The sequence below is a fragment of the Shewanella inventionis genome, assembly GCF_014641855.1.
GTDB lineage: Bacteria > Pseudomonadota > Gammaproteobacteria > Enterobacterales > Shewanellaceae > Shewanella > Shewanella inventionis.
The window spans coordinates 55,979-76,990 of the sequence record NZ_BMII01000005.1 but is presented as its reverse complement, the minus strand read 5'-3'; the positions used below and the strand labels follow the sequence as shown (position 1 = coordinate 76,990).

22 protein-coding genes are annotated in these 21,012 nt (G+C 42.6%); all 22 read left to right on the top strand.

Going from position 1 to position 21,012, the window contains the following annotated elements; genetic code table 11:
• Positions 1-97: 97 nt before the first annotated feature.
• The 22 genes from IEW93_RS04120 to IEW93_RS04015 all read left to right on the top strand — a co-directional run bounded on the left by IEW93_RS04120 (position 98) and on the right by IEW93_RS04015 (position 20,595).
• On the top strand, positions 98-1,864 hold the full coding sequence (locus IEW93_RS04120; protein WP_229706608.1) for a flagellar hook-length control protein FliK: 1,767 nt from the start codon (positions 98-100) through the stop codon (positions 1,862-1,864).
• Between the two features lie 98 nt (positions 1,865-1,962).
• Complete coding sequence (gene fliL / locus IEW93_RS04115; protein WP_188737193.1) at positions 1,963-2,487, top strand: flagellar basal body-associated protein FliL; 525 nt, start codon at positions 1,963-1,965, stop codon at positions 2,485-2,487.
• 29 nt (positions 2,488-2,516) lie between these two features.
• Positions 2,517-3,545 (top strand): flagellar motor switch protein FliM, encoded by a 1,029-nt coding sequence (gene fliM, locus IEW93_RS04110; RefSeq protein ID WP_188737191.1) that lies wholly within the window; start codon positions 2,517-2,519, stop codon positions 3,543-3,545.
• 10 nt (positions 3,546-3,555) lie between these two features.
• A complete protein-coding gene (gene fliN, locus IEW93_RS04105) occupies positions 3,556-3,939 on the top strand; it encodes a flagellar motor switch protein FliN (RefSeq protein WP_160054621.1) in 384 nt (127 codons plus the stop codon).
• Positions 3,940-4,020: 81 nt separating this feature from the next.
• Positions 4,021-4,413, top strand: a complete 393-nt coding sequence (fliO, locus tag IEW93_RS04100) for a flagellar biosynthetic protein FliO (RefSeq protein ID WP_373284873.1) — start codon at positions 4,021-4,023, stop codon at positions 4,411-4,413.
• Positions 4,413-5,174 carry a flagellar type III secretion system pore protein FliP gene (fliP, locus tag IEW93_RS04095; protein WP_188737188.1) on the top strand — a complete coding sequence of 254 codons (762 nt, stop codon included), beginning with the start codon at positions 4,413-4,415 and terminating at the stop codon, positions 5,172-5,174. Before fliO ends, fliP begins: the two co-directional genes overlap by 1 nt.
• 9 nt (positions 5,175-5,183) lie before the next feature.
• Positions 5,184-5,453 carry a flagellar biosynthesis protein FliQ gene (gene fliQ, locus IEW93_RS04090; RefSeq protein ID WP_188737186.1) on the top strand — a complete coding sequence of 90 codons (270 nt, stop codon included), beginning with the start codon at positions 5,184-5,186 and terminating at the stop codon, positions 5,451-5,453.
• A 2-nt stretch (positions 5,454-5,455) separates the two neighbouring features.
• Positions 5,456-6,259, top strand: a complete 804-nt coding sequence (gene fliR, locus IEW93_RS04085) for a flagellar biosynthetic protein FliR (RefSeq protein WP_188737184.1) — start codon at positions 5,456-5,458, stop codon at positions 6,257-6,259.
• Positions 6,260-6,268: 9 nt separating this feature from the next.
• Positions 6,269-7,402, top strand: a complete 1,134-nt coding sequence (gene flhB / locus IEW93_RS04080) for a flagellar biosynthesis protein FlhB (protein ID WP_188737182.1) — start codon at positions 6,269-6,271, stop codon at positions 7,400-7,402.
• 105 nt (positions 7,403-7,507) lie between these two features.
• Positions 7,508-9,607 carry a flagellar biosynthesis protein FlhA gene (flhA, locus tag IEW93_RS04075; RefSeq protein WP_188737180.1) on the top strand — a complete coding sequence of 700 codons (2,100 nt, stop codon included), beginning with the start codon at positions 7,508-7,510 and terminating at the stop codon, positions 9,605-9,607.
• Between the two features lie 29 nt (positions 9,608-9,636).
• Positions 9,637-11,025 carry a flagellar biosynthesis GTPase FlhF gene (flhF, locus tag IEW93_RS04070; protein WP_188737178.1) on the top strand — a complete coding sequence of 463 codons (1,389 nt, stop codon included), beginning with the start codon at positions 9,637-9,639 and terminating at the stop codon, positions 11,023-11,025.
• A gap of 4 nt (positions 11,026-11,029) precedes the next feature.
• Complete coding sequence (locus IEW93_RS04065) at positions 11,030-11,911, top strand: MinD/ParA family protein (RefSeq protein WP_223419693.1); 882 nt, start codon at positions 11,030-11,032, stop codon at positions 11,909-11,911.
• Positions 11,904-12,623 carry an RNA polymerase sigma factor FliA gene (locus IEW93_RS04060; protein ID WP_188737176.1) on the top strand — a complete coding sequence of 240 codons (720 nt, stop codon included), beginning with the start codon at positions 11,904-11,906 and terminating at the stop codon, positions 12,621-12,623. The genes IEW93_RS04065 and IEW93_RS04060 overlap by 8 nt, the downstream gene beginning before the upstream one ends.
• A gap of 45 nt (positions 12,624-12,668) precedes the next feature.
• Positions 12,669-13,052, top strand: coding sequence for a chemotaxis response regulator CheY (gene cheY, locus IEW93_RS04055; RefSeq protein WP_115134899.1), 384 nt, complete (start codon positions 12,669-12,671; stop codon positions 13,050-13,052).
• Positions 13,053-13,065: 13 nt separating this feature from the next.
• A complete protein-coding gene (locus IEW93_RS04050) occupies positions 13,066-13,803 on the top strand; it encodes a protein phosphatase CheZ (RefSeq protein WP_188737174.1) in 738 nt (245 codons plus the stop codon).
• 15 nt (positions 13,804-13,818) lie between these two features.
• Positions 13,819-16,062: a chemotaxis protein CheA gene (locus tag IEW93_RS04045; protein WP_188737171.1), complete on the top strand. Its 2,244-nt coding sequence runs from the start codon at positions 13,819-13,821 to the stop codon at positions 16,060-16,062.
• A gap of 27 nt (positions 16,063-16,089) precedes the next feature.
• Complete coding sequence (locus tag IEW93_RS04040) at positions 16,090-17,295, top strand: protein-glutamate methylesterase/protein-glutamine glutaminase (RefSeq protein WP_188737169.1); 1,206 nt, start codon at positions 16,090-16,092, stop codon at positions 17,293-17,295.
• Positions 17,288-17,743, top strand: coding sequence for a membrane anchored protein in chemotaxis locus (locus tag IEW93_RS04035; RefSeq protein WP_308419200.1), 456 nt, complete (start codon positions 17,288-17,290; stop codon positions 17,741-17,743). The genes IEW93_RS04040 and IEW93_RS04035 overlap by 8 nt, the downstream gene beginning before the upstream one ends.
• Before the next feature lie 37 nt (positions 17,744-17,780).
• Entirely contained in the window at positions 17,781-18,575 is a 795-nt protein-coding gene (locus IEW93_RS04030; protein WP_188737167.1) for a ParA family protein, read from the top strand.
• Positions 18,559-19,617 (top strand): chemotaxis protein CheW, encoded by a 1,059-nt coding sequence (locus tag IEW93_RS04025; protein ID WP_188737164.1) that lies wholly within the window; start codon positions 18,559-18,561, stop codon positions 19,615-19,617. The genes IEW93_RS04030 and IEW93_RS04025 overlap by 17 nt, the downstream gene beginning before the upstream one ends.
• A 2-nt stretch (positions 19,618-19,619) precedes the next feature.
• Complete coding sequence (locus IEW93_RS04020) at positions 19,620-20,114, top strand: chemotaxis protein CheW (RefSeq protein ID WP_160054647.1); 495 nt, start codon at positions 19,620-19,622, stop codon at positions 20,112-20,114.
• A gap of 82 nt (positions 20,115-20,196) precedes the next feature.
• Positions 20,197-20,595 (top strand): DUF2802 domain-containing protein, encoded by a 399-nt coding sequence (locus IEW93_RS04015; RefSeq protein WP_188737162.1) that lies wholly within the window; start codon positions 20,197-20,199, stop codon positions 20,593-20,595.
• The last annotated feature ends 417 nt before the right edge of the window (positions 20,596-21,012 follow it).

The following is a 21,012-nucleotide window of genomic DNA, read 5'->3' as shown; positions in this document are numbered from 1 at the left end:
TTTTGAGTGCTGTTAGGCTAGATAACACCATTTGTGTCGCCTGCCCAATGCGTGATGAAAACACACCAAACTTGATCTGATATAAGTGGAGCCGATTATGCAGCAGATGAGCAATATCTTACTGAGCAACAGCAATCAAAATGCTGATGTAGGTGCAAAGATTGGCAAGCAAGATGTTGAAAACACGTCATTCTTATCTGTTTTTAATCAGGCGAGTGAGCAAAAAAACTCTTTTAAACCTGCAGCAGACGAGCTTGCTCCTGCGCAGGCTGAACAACAGATTGAAGATGTAGATATTGAAGTTGAACTCAGTGAAAGTGCTGAATCATCGCAAGATAATACTGATGCAGAGATGATTTTTGCTCAACTGAATATGGCTGACTCGTTGGGGAAGCGCCATCATCGTGACGGTAATGAATTGCCGCTTATTGACAAGCAAGGCAATTACATCGGAAAAAACTTCACATTGGAACCCATTGAAAATGGCCTTGAAGTCATAGATACAAAGCTTGAAGTCATAGATATAAAGCTTGAAGTCATAAATACAAAGTTTGAAGCCGTAGATACAAAGTTTGAAGCCGTAGATACAAAACTTGAGCCTTTAAATCTCACATCAATAGAGCTAGAGCAAATCGATCTTGAACAAATCGCGCTTGAACAACACAATATTGATTTTGCTGATTCGGCATCAACTGAGGCCGATGAGTTATTTACAGAGACTATCCACCTAGACAGTCATTTTACTAGCTCTTCACAGGCCATCGCTACCCTTAATCCTGAGCAAATATCCAGTTTGACCACTTATAGTCAACTTTCAGTTAAAGAACTTCAAGCGCTTGATATAAAAGATCTTAGCGAGTTAGTTAGCGACTTTAATTTACAAGCTCCAGTGATTGATGAATCTATTTTAGCGATGGCAGAATTAGCGCAGGCAGAGTTAGCCCATGATGATATTGCCAGTAGCGTGCTTAATCCTCTCCAACAAAGCGAGCTAGACAATGCGCTTGCCGCGAGTGTGCATAACCCAAACCAAGCCATGAATATGAGCAACACGGCAAAACTGAATCCTGCATTGCAGCCAACAGCAAATGATCCACAACAATCAGCAGCGTTAATGACATCAAGCTTATCTGTTGAGTCACAACATATTTTGGGTGATAAAAGTCGTATTGATGGCAATATTCAGCCTGATCTAGCAGGTGTAAAATCGCTTGAAAAAGCTGACTTTTCTGTCGTGTTAGATTCTGTTGCTGGAAAGCGTGTTGGTGAGTCGGCCGTCAACATTAATTCGGCTTCAGACGGATTTGAGTTTTTTTCCGATACAAGTGAGGTTGAGAGCAAATCTCTTCAAAATCAAAGCAGTTTTACCCCTGTACATAAAAGTGACGTACCACAATTTCAATTGTCGCTAAGGCCGCAAGCTCAAGGCGAGGCAGGTGCGCAAATGCAGGAGATGATCCAGAAGTTTTCACCGGTGATGAAGCAACAATTAATCACCATGGTGAGCAATGGCATTCAGCAGGCTGAAATTCGTCTTGATCCACCAGAGCTCGGTCATTTAACGATTAAAATTCAAATTCAGGGTGATCAAACCCAGGTACAGTTTAACGTTGCCCAATCTCAAACCCGTGATTTAGTTGAACAGGCTATCCCTCGTTTACGCGATATGCTTGCCAGTGAAGGGTTACAACTAACAGACAGCCAGGTGTCGCAAGGCGGTGGGGGACGAGATCAACAACAAGAGCAATCAGAGTCACAGGGTCACACATCTGATGCACAGTTGGATGAAATATCAGCACAAGAGGCTAGCTTGATGACAAATACATCAAGGAGTTTACATTCTGCTATAGATTATTATGCTTAAGCAGGTAACCTATACACATATGAGATAATACAATTTTTTAATAACAAGGGTGATTGAGTTTGTCATCATGTTAGTCGCATTGTTGGTTGGGGACCATTATGGCTGAAGAAGAATTAGAGTTAGAAGATGCCGCAGCTGGCGGAAAAAAGAAGAACAAATTGGTGTTATTTGGTGGTATTGGTCTTGTGGTCATTCTATTAGCTGCAGGCGGAGCGTGGTTTTTTATGGGCTCTGATGAGCCAGCCGCTAACACCGACAGTCCTGATGCGCCTAAAACTGAAACTGCTGAGCCAGCCGTTGCTGCACAAGCTGATTATGTTGGTATGCCAAGGCCTTTTTTATTCAACTTACCCGGTGTAGACCGTGCGCGTTTGGTTGAGATTAAAGTGCAATTGATGGTGCGCGGTGAAGAAGACAGCATTTTAACCAAAAAACACATTCCTTTAATTGAAGATGCATTGCTAACAACCTTTAGTAGCGCTGATGTGCAAAAACTCAGTACTCAAGCAGGTAAAGACGAATTACGTCAATTAGCATTACTTAATGTGCAAAATACGCTGCAACCGGTTACGGGCAAAAAAGTGGTAGAGAAAGTCCTGTTTACTGGTTTTGTGATGCAATAACCAAATGCATTAACTGCTAAGGCTACGATGTGAGTGATTTATTAAGCCAAGATGAAATCGATGCGCTACTGCATGGTGTAGACGATGTCGATGAAGATGAAATTGATGAGAGTAGTGCTGATGCGCGATCTTACGACTTCTCGTCTCAAGACAGAATTGTCCGTGGTCGTATGCCCACGCTTGAAATCGTTAACGAGCGTTTTGCCCGCCATCTTCGAATAAGCATGTTTAACATGATGCGCCGTGCGGCTGAAGTGTCAATTAATGGCGTTCAAATGCTTAAGTTTGGCGAATATGTGCATACGTTATTTGTACCAACCAGCCTCAACATGGTGCGTTTTAGCCCATTAAAAGGCACAGCACTTATCACCATGGAAGCACGTTTAGTGTTTATATTGGTGGATAACTTCTTTGGTGGCGATGGTCGATTCCATGCCAAAATTGAAGGCCGTGAATTCACCCCAACAGAGCGGCGTATTGTTCAATTACTATTGAAAATTATTTTTGAAGATTACAAAGATGCTTGGGCGCCGGTCATGGATGTCGAGTTTGAATATCTAGACTCAGAGGTTAACCCGGCAATGGCCAACATTGTAAGTCCAACTGAAGTTGTGGTGATTAATTCATTCCACATTGAAGTTGACGGCGGCGGAGGTGACTTTCACATCACTATGCCATATTCGATGATTGAGCCTATTCGTGAGCTTCTTGATGCGGGTGTACAAAGTGACAAACAAGATACCGATATGCGTTGGTCACAAGCGCTTCGCGATGAAATTATGGATGTTCAAGTCGGCTTTGATGCCAATATTGTTGAACATGAAGTGACATTGCGTGATGTGATGGGGTTTAAAGCAGGTGATATTATTCCTATCGAATTACCTGAACATATTCTGATGCGAATTGAAGATTTACCGACTTATCGCTGTAAACTCGGTAAGTCACGCGATAATTTAGCATTAAAAATCAGTGAAAAAATAGCTCGACCTGAAACAGTAAAATCAGAACTACAACTGGTGACACGTAAAGGTAAGTCTCGGGATATTGCAGATTTATAAGGTGATGTAAATGAGTACAGAAGATACGGGTGATGATTGGGCAGCAGCAATGGCTGAGCAGGCCCTAGAAGAAGCGCAACAAGTTGAGCTTGACGAATTAGTTGACGATTCTAAGCCAATTACTAAGGAAGAAGCCGCTAAACTGGATTCGATTCTAGATATTCCGGTGACCATATCAATGGAAGTGGGTCGCAGTTTTATTAGTATTCGTAATTTATTGCAGTTAAACCAGGGCTCGGTTGTTGAACTTGACCGCGTTGCCGGTGAACCACTTGATGTTATGGTCAACGGGACGCTTATCGCCCACGGTGAGGTAGTAGTTGTAAACGATAAATTTGGTATTCGTTTAACTGACGTTATCAGCCAAACTGAGCGGATTAAAAAGCTTAAATAATGATTGTTAGCAAAACTGGTGTGATACTGGTTTTGCTAGCCGTTAACAACACAAGGAATCACAGTGGCAAATATAATATCAATGCTCAGTGTGATGGCCCAAGCATTGACCGATGCCGATGTGCCTAACGCTTCTACTACCGCTGTACTGACCCGCACTTCTGAAGTGTCTAATACTGCAACCCTAGCCAATATGATTGGTGGGTTAATTGTGGTATTGGCGCTAATCTTTGTATTGGCTTATATCGTTAAACGCTTAAATCTTGTTCCGTCTAATGGTGGTGTGGTCAAAACGCTTGCGGTAACCCCAATTGGTCAACGTGAGAAAGTGGTGTTGATTGAGGTGAACGGTCAACAATATTTGCTCGGTGTAACAGCACAACAGATTAATCTTATTGATAAATTAGACCATTCTGTCGACATTCCAACAACATCATTTGCGAGTCGATTAAAACAAGCCAAGGAACAGCAGTAATGACTAAATACACCGGTATGTTGGTGCTAACCATCATTGCAATGGTTGGGCTGTTTGTCACCCCTGATGTATTTGCGCAAGATGGCATCTTGCCCGCAGTTACTGTAACAACAGGTGCTGACGGAGTGACAGAGTATTCTGTAACCTTGCAAATATTATTGCTTATGACAGCAATGAGCTTTATTCCTGCAATGGTGATAATGCTCACATCATTTACGCGTATTATTGTGGTGTTGTCGATATTAAGGCAGGCGTTAGGTTTGCAGCAAACCCCATCGAATCAAGTGCTTATTGGTATCAGTTTGTTTATGACGTTTTTTATTATGGCGCCAGTGTTTGACAAAATTTATGTCGAAGCTGTTGAGCCATATGTAAACGAAACTATGACTCTCACCCAGGCCTATGATGTTGGCAAAGAGCCCATTAAAACGTTTATGTTGTCTCAAGTGCGTACAACAGATTTGCAAACCTTTATTGAAATATCAGGTTATAAAGATATTCAATCGCCTGAACAGGCGCCAATGAGTGTTGTGATCCCTGCGTTTATTACCAGCGAGCTAAAAACCGCTTTCCAAATTGGTTTTATGTTATTTGTGCCATTTTTAGTGCTAGATTTAGTGGTCGCCAGTATTTTAATGGCAATGGGTATGATGATGTTATCTCCCATGATTGTGTCACTGCCGTTTAAGATAATGTTATTCGTGTTAGTTGATGGTTGGGGCCTTGTCATGGGCACATTAGCCAATAGCTTTGGCATATAAGGCCTATTTATGTCTCCTGAAGCGCTCATTGATATTTTTAGAGAAGCACTATCAGTCATTGTACTGATAGTGTCGGCAATTATTTTGCCGGGCCTATTTATTGGTTTAATCGTGGCGGTTTTTCAGGCGGCAACCTCCATTAACGAACAAACCTTGAGTTTTTTACCTCGCTTGTTGGTGACCTTATTTGCCTTGATGTTTTTAGGCCATTGGCTGGTACAAACTATGATGGATTTTTTTCTTGAAATGGTGAACCTTATCCCTGTGGTAATAGGTTAGATATGGACATTTTGTTTGATGAAATCAGTCAAACAATTGCAGCTTATCTTCTGCCGTTTTTTCGTATTTCATCAATGTTAATGGTGATGACAGTATTTGGGGCAAATACTACACCTTCACGTGTTCGCTTGTTATTGTCTGTTGCCATTACTATGGCTGTCGCTCCAGTGTTACCTCCCATTGCAGCCATTGAACTTATCGCTTTTAGTTCCGTTTTTGTGATTGCGCAGCAAATTCTTATTGGTGTATCGATGGGGTTTGTGACGTTAATGGTAATGCAAACATTTGTGTTAACAGGACAAATCATTGGTATGCAAACCAGTTTAGGTTTTGCTTCTATGGTGGACCCTGGTTCTGGCGAGCAAACTCCTGTGGTGAGTAATTTCTTTTTATTACTCGCTACTTTAATTTTTTTGGCAGTTGATGGCCATTTATTGATGTTTAGAATGCTGGTGGCCAGTTTTGAAACCATTCCGATTTCAAATCAGGGTATTTCAATTGCCAATTATCGCGCTTTGGCAGAGTGGGGCAGTTTTATGTTTGGGTCGGCATTAACCATGTCTATCTCTGCGATTGTTGCATTACTACTCATCAACCTTTCGTTTGGGGTAATGACTAGAGCCTCTCCTCAGCTTAATATTTTCTCTATTGGTTTTCCTGTAACTATGGTCAGTGGTTTGCTTATTTTGTTGCTCACCTTAGGTCCCATCATGGCGCATTTTGATGAAGTCTGGCAGGCGGCACAGTTGTTAATGTGTGATTTGTTACTACTTCAATGTCAAACCGACGCAGCAATCGTGTTCTAAGGAGGGGAAATGGCCGAAAATGACAGCAGTCAAGAACGCACAGAAGAACCCACCAGTAAACGACTTGAACAGGCGCGTGAGAAAGGTCAAGTCGCTCGCTCAAAAGAGTTAGGCACCGCAGCGGTATTGCTTGCTGCATCGGTGGGTTTTGCCATGACAGGACCATCAATCGCCATCAGTTTGTACACCATGATGAAACAAATATTCACTATGGAGCGCGATCAAATATTTGATACCAACTCCATGTTTCGTGTTTGGGGGGTCGTCGGTAACGAACTTGCCTGGCCTCTGCTCAGTTTTATAGCCTTGTTGGCGTTTGTGTCTTTTTTGGGCAATATTGTGTTGGGTGGTATGTCGTTTTCGGTTAAAGCCTTTATGCCCAAAGGCAGCAAGATGAACCCGATGAATGGCTTTAAACGTATGTTTGGTACTCAAGCACTCGTTGAGTTAACCAAAGGCATTGCTAAATTTTCTGTTGTTGCCTTGTCGGCTTATTTTTTATTGCGCTTCTACTTTTACGATATTTTGATGTTATCTAACGATCACTTGCCCGGTAATGTTTATCACGCGTTAGATCTTTTGGTATGGATGTTTATCTTACTGTGCAGCTCTATGCTGTTTATTGTGGTGATTGATGTGCCATTTCAAATTTGGAATCACAATAAACAGCTTAAAATGACCAAACAAGAAGTCAAAGACGAGTACAAAGACACTGAAGGTAAACCGGAAGTAAAAAGCCGTATCAGGCAAATGCAGTATGAAATGGCGCAGCGCAGAATGATGTCCGAGGTTCCTAAAGCTGATGTGATTGTAGTTAACCCTGAGCATTATGCTGTTGCAGTAAAATATGATGTTACCCGTTCATCTGCGCCATTTTTAGTCGCCAAAGGTGTAGACGATGTCGCATTCAAAATACGTGAAATTGCCCGTGAACATAACGTCGCGATTGTCTCTGCACCACCGCTTGCCCGAGCCATTTACCATACGACTAAAATTGATCAGCAAGTGCCCGAAGGCTTGTTTACTGCGGTGGCTCAGGTACTCGCTTATGTATTTCAACTTAGGCAATATCAAAAAGGTAAGGGGCGTAAACCCAAACCTATTCCGTACAATCAACCTATCCCAGATGATTTGAAATATTAGCCTTGCAAGTGGATTTATTTGTGGCTTGATTCTTGCTTTGTCAGTTTATTCGCGTCAATTATTAGTTCATTGACGCCGTAGACTGACAGTAAGGGTTCATCTTTTATGGATGCAAAAGCAGCTTTTGGGCAATTTAAACAAATAAGACCATCTACGTTTAAGGGTATTGGTACGCCTTTGCTCGTATTGGCTGCCTTAGGTATGGTTGTTTTACCTATTCCGCCTTTTCTACTGGATATCCTATTTTCGTTTAATATCGCGTTAGCGTTAGTGGTATTACTCGTTGCGATTTACACCGACAGGCCACTCGATTTTGCTGCTTTTCCAACTGTACTACTTGTCGCGACACTCTTACGGTTAGCCCTTAACGTTGCCTCTACTCGAATTGTATTACTTGAGGGACACAATGGCGGCGACGCTGCTGGTAAAGTCATTGAGGCCTTTGGCTCAGTGGTCATTGGCGGTAACTATGCTGTGGGTTTAGTGGTCTTCTTGATTTTAATTATTATCAACTTTGCTGTTGTCACTAAAGGTGCTGGGCGTATTTCTGAGGTGAGCGCCCGCTTTACCCTAGATGCCATGCCAGGCAAGCAAATGGCCATTGATGCCGATTTAAATGCCGGTACATTGACTCAAGATCAAGCGCGTATTCGCCGTGCTGAAGTGACCCGAGAAGCCGACTTTTACGGTGCAATGGATGGTGCCTCTAAGTTTGTTAAGGGTGATGCTATTGCCGGTATTATGATCCTAGTGATCAACATTTTAGGTGGTTTTGTTATTGGGATAGTGCAACACGACCTTGATTTTTCGAGTGCAGTTGAAATTTATACCTTGTTAACTATCGGTGATGGTCTGGTTGCGCAAATACCGGGTTTGCTATTGTCGATTGCTGCGGCCTTAATGGTCACGCGCCAAAATGAATCTGGTGACATGGGCCAAATGATGATGAGTCAGATGTTTGACAATCATAAGTCATTAGCCATTGCCGCGGGTTTATTGTTTATCATGGGGATCGTGCCTGGCATGCCTCATGTGGCATTTTTAACCTTCGCTTTTATTACTGCAGGTGCTGCATATTTTGTTTATAAGCGGAACATTGATAAAAAACAGGCTGCGTTAGCTGTTGCAACCAAAGGCCCTGCTGAAATCAAAGACAAAGAACCGAAAGAGTTAAGCTGGGATGATGTTCGTCATGTAGACACCATTGGGCTTGAAGTTGGCTACCGATTAATTCCGCTGGTTGATAAATCACAAGGCGGTGAATTATTGGGCCGCATTAAAGGTGTACGCAAAAAATTATCTCAAGAGTTAGGTTTTTTAGTGCCAGCAGTTCACATTCGTGACAATCTAGATTTGTCGCCCAATGCTTATCGTATTTCTTTGATGGGGGTTGTGGTTGGTGAAGCTGAAGTGAGGCATGATTGCGAATTGGCAATTAACCCTGGTCAGGTTTATGGCAAACTTGATGGTATTGAAACCCGCGATCCTGCTTTTGGTTTAGAAGCTGTGTGGATTGCGCCTGAGCAACGTGAACATGCTCAAACATTAGGGTATACCGTAGTCGACACTGCTACAGTAGTGGCGACTCATATTAGCCAATTGCTGAGCAACAATGCCGCTAAATTATTAGGCTACGAAGAAGTTCAACAGCTTATGGATATGCTTGCTAAACATTCTCCTAAGCTGGTTGATGGCTTTATTCCTGACATTATGCCATTAGGCTCTGTGGTTAAAGTGATGCAAAACTTACTCAACGAGGGGGTGTCGGTACGTGACTTGCGCACAATAGTGCAAACCTTGTTGGAGTATGGCAATAAGAGCAATGATACCGAGGTATTGACAGCCGCGGTGCGTATTGCGCTTAAACGGATGATTGTCCAGGAGATCTCTGGGCCTGAACTGGAAATTCCTGTCATAACATTGGCGCCTGAGTTGGAACAGATGTTGCATAAGTCTATGCAGGCGACAGGCGGAGAAGGGCCAAACATTGAACCAGGCCTTGCAGAACGCATGCAGCAGTCACTTTTAGACGCTGCACAGAAACAAGAAATGGTAGGACAACCAGCCATATTATTGACATCTGGTATGCTAAGATCCACTTTGTCACGATTTGTTAAATACACTATTCCAAATTTACGGGTGATTTCTTACCAAGAAATACCTGATGAGAAGCAAATTAGAATTGTTTCTGCAGTCGGCCAATAGTGATAACGTCAGTTTAAAGAGGTGCGTACGTGAAAATTAAACGATTTTTTGCCAAAGATATGCGTGCAGCATTAGCACAAGTCAAAGACACTCTAGGGTCTGACGCTGTCATTATGTCGAATAAAAAAGTGACTGGCGGCATCGAAATCGTTGCCGCAGTTGATTATGACGAGCCAAAAGCCGCAATTGCTTCACAAGCGCCAACAAACAGTTTTATGGATGTAAGCGAAGACAAAGTATCGCTAGGGGCTAAACCTGCTGTCAAAGCACATTCAAAAGTCAGCCCGCCTCCAGCTGCAGACTCATTACAAGCCTTGCTTGAAAAACAACATAACCGCATGACTCAGCAAATGACAGCAACTCGTCATGATGAGCCAGAACTTCCTGAATGGGCGCGCCAATTACAAGGTGCGAAAACGCCTAAGCCAACGCAAAGTGCTCCAACTGCAAATCATGTTGATAAGTCAAATAAAACGAATAAAAATCAATCAGCTGAGCTGGATTTACTGCGTGAAGAAATGGCATCGTTGAGAAGCCTACTAACACATCAAGTCTCGTCATTAATGAAGGATCACAAAAAACGTTCAGATCCTGTCGGAGCTATGTTAGAAAGTAAATTACTGGCGGCTGAGTTTTCTCCTGCAGTTGCTGCTAAACTAGCAGGGTTAAGCCAACATTATACGCCAGCAGATTTAGTAAGAGCCTTACCGCAAAGTTTAGCTAACCTACTAGATAACCAAGGTGATGATATTGTTAAACGGGGTGGTGTGGTTGCTTTTGTTGGTCCAACGGGTGTGGGTAAAACCACTTCGCTAGCCAAAATTGCCGCGCGTTTTGCCGCACACCATGGCCCAGAGCAAGTGGCATTAATCACGACCGATCATTATCGTATTGGGGCATATGAGCAGTTAGCAACATATGGTAAAATTATGGGATGCCCTGTTAAGCAAGCACATGATTTAAGTGAATTAGAACAAATTTTGTATCAATTTAGAAATCGCAAGCTAGTGTTAATTGATACCGCTGGTATGGGACAACGTGACATGCGTCTATATCAACAACTTGATAATTTGACAGCAAATAGTAGGATCCCTATCCGCAGTTACTTAGTGATGTCTGCCACTGGCCAACGTCGCGTTCTGCAAGATGCGGTTGAACACTTTAAACGTATTCCATTATCGGGCGCAATTTTGACCAAATTAGATGAATCAGTATCAATTGCAGGTGCATTGAGCGTATTGATTCAAAATGAGTTACCATTGAGTTATGTGACCGACGGTCAACGTGTGCCAGAAGACATGAAAGTGGCTGATACATTAGCATTAGCCAAACAAGCGCTAGCAGCATTAAACGAAACAGAACAACCAACGTCACAAGACACGGCATGGTCAAATGACACTGCCTATGCATTTGAGTAAAGATATGACTCGGGATCAAGCAAGTGGTTTACGTATGATGAATCAACCAAATAACGATAAAGTTAAAGTAATTGCCGTATCCGGTGGTAAAGGCGGGGTAGGTAAAACCAGTGTGTCCATTAATACCGCAGTTGCATTGGCCGAAAAAGGCAAACGTGTACTTGTGCTTGATGCTGACTTAGGTTTAGCCAACGTTGATGTGATGCTAGGGATCCGTGCTGAGAAAAATTTATCTCATGTATTGTCTGGTGATGCTGAACTCGATGATATTATTGTTCGAGGACCTAAAGGCATTGGTATTGTGCCCGCGACGTCAGGCACTCAAGCCATGGTTGAGTTGACTCAGGCACAACATGCAGGCTTAATACGTGCATTTAGTGAAATGCGCACTCAGTTTGACATATTAATTGTTGATACTGCAGCGGGTATTTCTGATATGGTGCTGAGCTTCTCTCGTGCCTCACAAGATGTATTAATCGTTGTGTGTGATGAACCTACATCGATAACCGATGCGTATGCATTGATTAAAATTTTAAGTCGTGAGCACGGTGTGTTCCACTTCAAAATTGTGGCAAATATGGTGCGCAGTTTACGCGAAGGCATGGAATTATTTGCTAAACTCAGTAAAGTGACGGATAGATTTTTAGATGTGGCGTTAGAGCTTGTTGCTACCGTTCCTTTTGATGAAAATTTACGCAAAGCTATTCGTAAGCAAAAATTAGTTGTTGAAGCTTTCCCTAAGTCACCTTCAGCGATTGCTTATCATGGATTGGCCAATAAAATTATGACTTGGCCTGTACCACAGCAACCCGGTGGACATTTAGAGTTTTTTGTTGAACGTTTAGTGCAACGTAAGCCCGTTGAAGAGGGGAGAGCGAGTGAATAAAGCCGCAGCGTATACTCAGTTCGATAATAAAACATCGATTGTTGAACAGTATGCACCGTTGGTGAAAAGAATTGCTCATCACATGTTGGCAAGGCTGCCCGCATCAGTGCAACTGGATGATTTATTACAAGCAGGTATGATGGGGCTTCTTGAAGCGTCATCAAAATTTGATGGCAGCAAAGGGGCTAAATTTGAAACCTTTGCTGGCATTCGTATTCGTGGCGCAATGATAGATGAAATTCGCCGCGGTGACTGGGTTCCACGCTCAGTTCATCGTAATAATCGCCGTGTAGCCCAAGTTATTGACGAACTAGAACAACTGCTAGGGCGCGATGCACGAGACACAGAAATTGCTGAAAAACTTGATATGTCTCTCGATGAGTACCATCATATCTTAAATGATGTTTCTGTCGGTAAAATCATAGGCATAGAAGATCTTGGTGTTTCTCAGGATGTGTTAACCACAAACGACGAATCCCCAGATGAAGCATTTGATTCTCTTGCTGAGACTCAATTCCAATCTGCACTGGTTGAAGCAATCAAAACCTTGCCAGAAAGAGATGCTTTAGTGCTGTCGTTATATTATGACGAAGCGCTAAACTTAAAAGAAATTGGTGCCATCCTTGAGGTAAGCGAGTCACGAGTGAGCCAGATATTAAGTCAGGCCATGCTCAGACTAAAAGCCAAGCTCAAGCATTGGACACAAGAATAATAACTAATTATAGAGCAAACGAGTGTCAGCTCACCGGAGGAAACCTTGGACAAGAATATGAAGATTCTTATTGTTGACGATTTTTCAACAATGAGACGTATCATTAAGAACTTGTTGCGAGACTTGGGATTTAATAATACCCAAGAAGCAGATGATGGCTCAACAGCCCTACCTATGTTACAAAAAGGTGATTTTGACTTTGTTGTAACTGACTGGAACATGCCTGGAATGCAGGGTATTGATTTACTCAAAGCTATCCGTGCAGATGATTCACTTAAACACCTACCTGTTTTGATGGTGACCGCTGAAGCTAAGCGCGAACAAATCATTGCGGCAGCCCAAGCCGGTGTGAATGGATATGTTGTAAAACCTTTTACCGCCGCCACGTTAAAAGAAAAGTTAGATAAAATCTTTGAACGTCTCGGATAAGCAAGGATAAGTCATGCAGGCATCATTATCGGGGTTAATCACTCTCGAACAGGCCCAGCAACTTGTTGAACTGCTATCGGCGGGAGAGCAAGATAAAGCTGACGACATAATTAGAGAGCTCGCTTCTCCACTACAACGCGAGTTGTTTGAAGAAGTGGGTAAGCTCACTCGCCAATTACACAGCGCCCTCAAAGATTTTCAAATCGATAATCGTTTATCTGAATTAGCCAACACCGAAATTCCGGACGCTAAAGAAAGATTGAACTACGTCATTGATATGACCGAGCAAGCTGCTAATAAAACCATGGATGCGGTTGAAGAATGTTTGCCTTTGGCCGATACCATTATAAGCAATATTCAGTCTGTAACACCGATGTGGGACAAATTGATGCGTCGTGATATTGAGCTTGGTGAATTTAAGTCACTTTGCCACGATGTTCAGCAATTTATGTCTAACAGTGAGCATGACTCAAACCGTCTTCGTGAATTGCTCAATCAGATATTAATGGCACAAGATTTCCAGGATTTAACCGGCCAGATGATCCGCCGCGTGATTGAACTAGTGCGTGAAGTCGAAAATAGTTTAGTGTCGATGTTGACCGTGTTTGGTGAGCATACAGCTGAATCATTACCTACGATTAAAGATAATAAGATAGAGGCAGAAGGCCCAATCATGAACGCTGAATTACGCGAAGACGTGGTCACGGGTCAGGATGAAGTTGATGATCTGCTATCAAGTCTGGGTTTCTAATTAGGAGTCAATTTAATGTCCTTTGATGTTGATGAAGAGATACTCCAGGACTTTTTAATTGAAGCTGGCGAGATTTTAGAGCTTCTACAGGAGCAGTTAGTCGCTCTTGAAAATAATCCTGATGACAGTGATTTACTAAATGCCATTTTCCGTGGATTTCATACTGTAAAAGGTGGTGCTGGATTTTTAAGTCTGACACCAATGGTTGATGTTTGTCACGAAGCTGAAAACACCTTTGATCTTTTACGTACAGGTAAACGCAGTGTCAATGCCGAGTTAATGGATATTATTTTGCAGGCTGTTGATGCAATTAATACCATGTTTGCTCAAACTCAACAGGGACAACAACAAGATCCCGCTGACTCAGACTTGCTTGCAAAACTAAAACTATTAAGCTCCGGTGCTCCTTTGCCATCTGAAATGGGCGAGTCCGCCCCTGAGCCAGAAATCATTGAAGACGTTGCAGATAATATTGAACCTGAATACGTAGAAGATATCAGCCCTGAGGTCGCCGCTTCATCCAATTCGGCCGGTATTGATGAAATTGACGAGTCAGAATTTGAAGCACTACTCGATGCTTTGCATGGCAGTGGTAAAAGCCCTATATCTGCACAAAGCCCTTCAGAAAATAAAGACACTTCAGCGCCTAAATCAGCCTCTTCATCTTCGACAAGTAGTGATGAAATTACCGATGATGAATTCGAAGCCTTACTTGATGAGCTTCATGGTTCTGGAACGTTTAAAGCGAAAACAGAATCGGTTGCCGAAAAAGTAAAACCAGCAGAACCCATTGTTGAACCCTTGGTTGATTCAGACGAAATTACCGACGATGAGTTTGAACGCTTACTTGATGAGTTACATGGAAAAGGCGGTGCACCTGTAGCGGTGTCTACACCATCTGCTGCAAAACCTACTGCTGCCAAAGCGGCAGAGCCCGTACCACCTAAAGCGACTGAAACGCCAAAACCGACTCCCCCAGCGCCAGTGGTTAAACCTGTTGCGGCCCCCGCACCTAAAGTTGATGCTGTTCAAGATAAAGCTCCTGTACCCGCGCCAGCTAAAGCCAATGCAGTACCGCAAGGTGAAACCACAGTTCGCGTTGATACTGCACGCCTTGATCAAATTATGAATATGGTCGGGGAATTGGTATTGGTACGTAACCGTTTAGTGAGCCTTGGTATTACTCGCGAAGACGAAGAGATGTCTAAAGCGCTTGCTAACCTTGATCTTGTTACTGCTGATTTGCAAGGTGCGGTAATGAAAACCCGTATGCAGCCAATTAAGAAAGTATTTGGCCGTTTCCCGAGGGTTGTGCGCGATCTAGCACGAACGTTAAACAAAGAAATTGATTTAGTCATGATTGGTGAAGAAACCGATCTTGATAAAAACTTAGTTGAGGCGCTGGCAGATCCACTTGTCCACTTAGTGCGTAACTCAGTTGACCACGGTATTGAAATGCCAATCACTCGTGAAGCCAATGGTAAGCCACGCTCAGGAACCATCACACTCTCTGCAAGTCAAGAAGGTGACCATATTCTTCTCAAAATTGAGGATGATGGTGCTGGTATGGACCCAGAGAAGCTAAAGCAAATTGCTATTTCTCGTGGCGTGCTAGACGAAGATTCTGCTGCAAGAATGACAGATAACGAAGCGTATAATCTGATTTTTGCGCCAGGTTTTTCCACCAAAGTTGAAATTTCAGATATTTCAGGCCGCGGAGTGGGTATGGATGTGGTTAAAACCCGCATTAACCAGCTAAATGGTACTGTTCATATCGACTCGATGAAAGGCAAAGGCACTATTCTTGAAATTAAAGTGCCGTTAACGCTAGCCATCATGCCAACATTAATGGTTGACGTTTCTAAACAAGTCTTTGCATTGCCGTTATCAAGTGTCAATGAAATATTTAATCTGGACCTAAGTAAAACCAATATTGTTGATGGTCAGTTAACCGTTATTTTCCGTAATAAAGCCGTGCCATTATTTTATCTCGAGCATTGGTTACATAGTAAAAAAACCAAGTTTAAGCATGGCGATAAAAAACATGGTCATGTTGTGATTGTGCAGCTAGGTACAATGCAAATTGGTTTTGTGGTTGATGCACTCATTGGTCAAGAAGAAGTGGTGATTAAACCGTTAGGCACTATGCTGCAAGGAACGCCAGGTATGGCAGGTGCAACTATCACTTCAGATGGTGGCATTGCATTGATTCTTGATATTCCTGGGCTACTTAAACATTACGCCAAAAATAAAAAATAATAAAAGTTCCATTATTTAAGGAATTCAATGGCCATAAAAGTATTAGTTGTAGACGATTCTAGCTTTTTTCGACGACGAGTCAGTGAAATTGTTAACCAAGATCCTGAGCTCGAAGTTGTTGCTGTTGCTGTTAATGGCAAAGAAGCGATTGATATGGCTGCAAAATTTAAACCTCAAGTGATCACGATGGATATCGAGATGCCGGTTATGGACGGTATTAGTGCTGTGCGTGAGATTATGGCGAGCAATCCTACGCCCATTTTGATGTTTTCTTCGCTAACCCATGATGGTGCTAAAGCAACACTCGACGCGCTAGAAGCTGGCGCTCTCGACTTTCTGCCTAAACGTTTTGAAGACATCGCTACCAATAAAGATGAGGCGATAAGTTTGCTTCAGCAGCGCATAAAAGCGTTGGGGAAAAGACGGGTATACCGACCAAGCCCTGTGTCAACTAACACTCTGGACTCGCGGCGTTCTGCCAGCTTATCACAAAGTAGCCTAAGAGAACCGCACCGTCCATTAAGTTCAAGGCTTAATAGTGGTTCTTTAACGCAAGCTGGATCGTCATTGCCTACTCGCAGCCAGTTAAATTCTGCGGTCGAGCGCCAGCCTGCGCCGGCGGCCCAATCATTATCAACTATCAGAGCCAGTGGTAAACAATACAAAGTACTACTTATTGGGACCTCCACAGGCGGACCGGTGGCACTGCAAAAAGTATTGACGGCATTTCCGGCAAATTACCCGCACCCCATAGTACTTATTCAGCATATGCCAGCGGCTTTTACCCCAGCGTTTGCTGCACGCTTAAATACCCTATGCAAAATTGAAGTTAAAGAAGCACAAAATGGTGATGTGTTACGTGCTGGCTGTGCCTATCTTGCACCTGGTGGAATGCAGCTAATGCTTGAACGTGCTGGAATGACTGGGCGTTTAAAAGTTGTTGCAGGCACGAGTGACATGAATTACAAGCCGTCGGTTGATATTACCTTTGCGTCGGCATCTAAAGCTTTTGGTGGTGATGTATTGGCTGTCGTATTAACAGGGATGGGGGCAGATGGCAGAGAAGGTGCCAGAATGCTTAAGTCCGCTGGAGCCACTATTTGGGCTCAAGACGAAGCCAGTTGTGTTGTTTACGGTATGCCACAAGCAGTGGCATCTGCAGGGCTTGCTGCGCATTCAATTGCGCTTGAAAACATGGCCGATGCGATATTAAAAGAAACCAGTCGTGGCTAATTCGTCGACGTCATTAACGACTAAGCTAATGTTAGGCTTGTTTTTGTGTGTTATTGCCATTGTCGTTTTAGGCAGTTTATATCTTGATTCGCAGCGTAAAATGGCCGTGCTTACAAAAGAAATTGAACACTTAAAAGCATCGCAAGTGCTCTTGATGGTACCTGAAGAACAAGCTGAAAATATTGCTAATTGGTTGTTAACGCATCCAGAACAAACCCAGGCTATGATAAACCAAACCGCAAAAGATGAGGCGCGCAGCGTGTTAATTGGCCCAGGTGCTATCGAAACTGACACCGCAAAAACACCAGAGAGTGTTAACAGTTCACAGACACCGCCAACTCAAGAAGTGATAGTGTCAGAGAATGCTCAGGGCGTTAAGGTCATCAGCCTACCAAATGGCGGTATTAGAGTTACAACCCGTGATGACAAACAGCAAAAACAACAATGAGCATTACATTAGATAATGATAAGTTGAGAGGCTATTTTTGAAAGTATGGACAGTTGCAAATCAAAAAGGTGGAGTAGGTAAAACGACCACTGTTGCCAGTTTAGCGGGAGCTATCGTTAAACGTGGTCAACGAGTGTTAATGATAGATACCGATCCTCACGCTTCATTGGGTTACTATTTGGGTATTGACTCTGAAGAAGTGCCAAGCTCGCTTTATGATATTTTTGTTAATCATCAGGCGTTGACACAAGAATTGATCATGCAAAATGTCATTCCTACTCAAATTGAAGGTCTAGACATCATACCGGCTAATATGGCTTTGGCGACACTTGACCGCTCATTAGGGCATCAAGAAGGCATGGGGTTAGTGTTACGTAATTTATTGGCACTAGTTGAAGACAAGTACGATGTGGCAATCATTGATTGTCCTCCAGTACTGGGTGTTCTCATGGTTAATGCATTAGCTGCTAGCCAACATATTATTATTCCAGTGCAAACCGAATTTTTGGCGATTAAAGGCCTTGAGAGAATGGTTAAAACCATGGAGATCATGGGACGTTCTAAAAAAACACGTTACAGTTACACGGTATTACCAACCATGTACGATAAACGGACTAAAGCATCACCCATTGCTTTGCAGTTCTTACAAGATAAATACGGCCAAACTTTGTGGCCTAATGATGTGATCCCAGTGGATACTAAATTTAGAGATGCCAGCTTAGCTCACCTACCGGCATCACATTATTCTGCGACTAGTCGTGGAGTTAAAGCTTATAATCGTCTACTTGATTTTTTATGTGCTCGGGAGTTTGCTCATGTCAAAATCGGTTGATGAAACTGTTTTTGATTATTTCAGTCTTTTATTACAGGAACCGCCAACAAAACCTGTTATTGAAGCTGATACTAAGCCGATATTAGAATCAAAAATAGCCCAAGCCGTAAAGGACACTTCGCCTATTAAGGATACAACCCTTGTTGGCCAGTCTTCTTCGTCATTGGTGTCTCAGACTGCGCAATCAAAAGTTGAGCCAACTCGACGCTTTGCCGAACCAAACACTCAAGTAGATAAGTTAGCCCTTGAAAAGTTATTATCTGCCGTTTCACATGCAAATAAAGATAATGACATTCAAAAGCAAATAAAGGCAAGTGCAGAGCGGGTTCGCATAGCGATCAGTGAAACTGAGGCTTCTGTTAGTGTTCAACCTAACGTTGACGACACGCCTTTACAAAAAAACACCTTAACAAATAAAGAAATCAAATCGTTAGTCGATATAAAAACTGACAATAGTGCGCTAGCTGAGCTAAAAGACGCTATTATTAAACATGATAAGATTGCTGAAGAAAAAGCGGCTCACCAATTACAGCAAACAGGGGCAACTCCACCTAGCATTACTCAAAATTTGCAAGAAGTGTTAGATGATGAGTTTCAAGTATTGTTTTTTAATGTGGCGGGCTTAACTTTAGCCGTGCCATTAGTGAGTTTAGGTGGCATCATAAAGATAGAGAAAATTAATCACCTTATAGGCCGTCCATCGTGGTTTAAAGGTGTGCAAACTCATCGTGACACAAAAATTAATGTTGTTGATACCTGCGCCTGGGTTATGCCAGAAAAATACACACCAGAGCTGGCGCAATCAGTAAATTATCAATATCTTGTTATGCTAGAAAACAGTGCTTGGGGATTAACCTGTGAGTCATTGGTTAATGCCGTTAAAATAGATAAATCACACGTCAACTGGCGTGAAAAACCGGGTAAGCGTCCATGGCTTGCTGGGGTAGTAAAACAACAAATGTGTGGCATTTTGCATGTACAAGCATTAATTGAAATGCTTGATGCAGGTTTAGGTTGTCAGGATTCGATTGACCGAGGTTAACTATGAGCGATTCTAGAAGTGTAGCAGCGGTTGCTGCGGGTAAAGACGATGCGGTTTTACAATGGGTAACATTTAAGTTAGACCATGAAACCTACGGTATAAATGTTATGCAGGTACAAGAAGTATTGCGTTATACCGAAATAGCTCCAGTACCGGGCGCGCCTGATTACGTACTCGGTATTATTAACCTTCGTGGCAACGTGGTCACTGTGATTGATACTCGCTCACGCTTTGGCCTGCAATCTGCTGAACTTGACGACTCAACTCGAATTGTTATCATCGAAGCTGAAAAACAAGTCATTGGTATTTTGGTAGATAGCGTTGCTGAAGTGGTTTATTTACGTCGCTCAGAAATTGATAATGCACCCAATGTCGGTACCGAAGAAAGCGCGAAGTTTATTCAAGGCGTGAGTAATCGAGATAATGAATTATTGATTTTAGTCGACCTAGATAAGTTGTTGTCAGACGACGAGTGGGTTGAGTTAACGCAACTCTAAAACAGACGTTGTAATCCAAAAGCCAACTCTGATATGTTGGCTTTTTTGTTTTGCTCTATGTTTTGGCAAATTAGGTATATTGATGGGTGATGAATTTTTAATTGCAGCTCTAGTGTACGTAGTAGCTTGCCTAGGTTTAGTGCTTTATCTTCAAAAACAATCACGTAAGTTAAAGACCAAAGTTGACGCATTAACGGTACTGGTCAAAGAGAGCGATCGTCAGCGTGAAGCCGTAAAGCGTGAGTTGCATGAGCTTCGAAGTGGTACTATTGGTGTTGGCCGTCGAGTTGTTGAGTTAGAAAAAAAACTATCTCAGCAGTCTGATATGATTGAAGAAGCCAGTCAGCAAGACCCTCAAGCTAAACTGTATTCTCGGGCGGTTAAAATGGTTGGGCTTGGCGCAGGGGTTGAAGAGTTAATGCAAGAGTGCGAGCTACCCAAGGCAGAAGCTGAATTAATTTTAAGATTGCATCGAAAGTAATGAATTATACCATTTCCATTAATTATGTGACCAATCAGAGTCGCTCAGACTGTTCAGTTTGAGGCGCATTGTTGAAATAATGGTCATTCCCTTCTAAGGCAATGCAACAAAGAAATGGACTGTCTGAGCGTCTCCTACAAGGCGGGTTTCTGTGCCTTCTATGCTGCTTAATAGTATTTTGACGTACGACTGCATGGACGCAGGAGGTAGAGCAACGCAGGAGCAGTTGCCGAGAACAACTATGCCTACAATCCTATTACTTGCCTAGAAGACACAGAATTCCCGCTGAATGACCAGATAATTAGTGGAATTGGTATTATTACAACGATTTAAACAAAAAACGCCATCTAATTAGATGGCGTTTTTTTGTTTATGATTAAGCTGTAATAGTTGTACTAATTCATAGGGTATTGAATT

Coding starts and splice junctions, on each gene's coding strand:
- IEW93_RS04120 (WP_229706608.1), top strand. CDS start 98: ATGCAGCAGATGAGCAATATCTTACTGAGCAACAGCAATCAAAATGCT.
- fliL (WP_188737193.1), top strand. CDS start 1,963: ATGGCTGAAGAAGAATTAGAGTTAGAAGATGCCGCAGCTGGCGGAAAA.
- fliN (WP_160054621.1), top strand. CDS start 3,556: ATGAGTACAGAAGATACGGGTGATGATTGGGCAGCAGCAATGGCTGAG.
- fliO (WP_373284873.1), top strand. CDS start 4,021: ATGCTCAGTGTGATGGCCCAAGCATTGACCGATGCCGATGTGCCTAAC.
- fliP (WP_188737188.1), top strand. CDS start 4,413: ATGACTAAATACACCGGTATGTTGGTGCTAACCATCATTGCAATGGTT.
- fliQ (WP_188737186.1), top strand. CDS start 5,184: ATGTCTCCTGAAGCGCTCATTGATATTTTTAGAGAAGCACTATCAGTC.
- fliR (WP_188737184.1), top strand. CDS start 5,456: ATGGACATTTTGTTTGATGAAATCAGTCAAACAATTGCAGCTTATCTT.
- flhB (WP_188737182.1), top strand. CDS start 6,269: ATGGCCGAAAATGACAGCAGTCAAGAACGCACAGAAGAACCCACCAGT.
- flhA (WP_188737180.1), top strand. CDS start 7,508: ATGGATGCAAAAGCAGCTTTTGGGCAATTTAAACAAATAAGACCATCT.
- IEW93_RS04065 (WP_223419693.1), top strand. CDS start 11,030: ATGACTCGGGATCAAGCAAGTGGTTTACGTATGATGAATCAACCAAAT.
- IEW93_RS04050 (WP_188737174.1), top strand. CDS start 13,066: ATGCAGGCATCATTATCGGGGTTAATCACTCTCGAACAGGCCCAGCAA.
- IEW93_RS04045 (WP_188737171.1), top strand. CDS start 13,819: ATGTCCTTTGATGTTGATGAAGAGATACTCCAGGACTTTTTAATTGAA.
- IEW93_RS04040 (WP_188737169.1), top strand. CDS start 16,090: ATGGCCATAAAAGTATTAGTTGTAGACGATTCTAGCTTTTTTCGACGA.
- IEW93_RS04025 (WP_188737164.1), top strand. CDS start 18,559: ATGTCAAAATCGGTTGATGAAACTGTTTTTGATTATTTCAGTCTTTTA.
- IEW93_RS04020 (WP_160054647.1), top strand. CDS start 19,620: ATGAGCGATTCTAGAAGTGTAGCAGCGGTTGCTGCGGGTAAAGACGAT.
- IEW93_RS04015 (WP_188737162.1), top strand. CDS start 20,197: ATGGGTGATGAATTTTTAATTGCAGCTCTAGTGTACGTAGTAGCTTGC.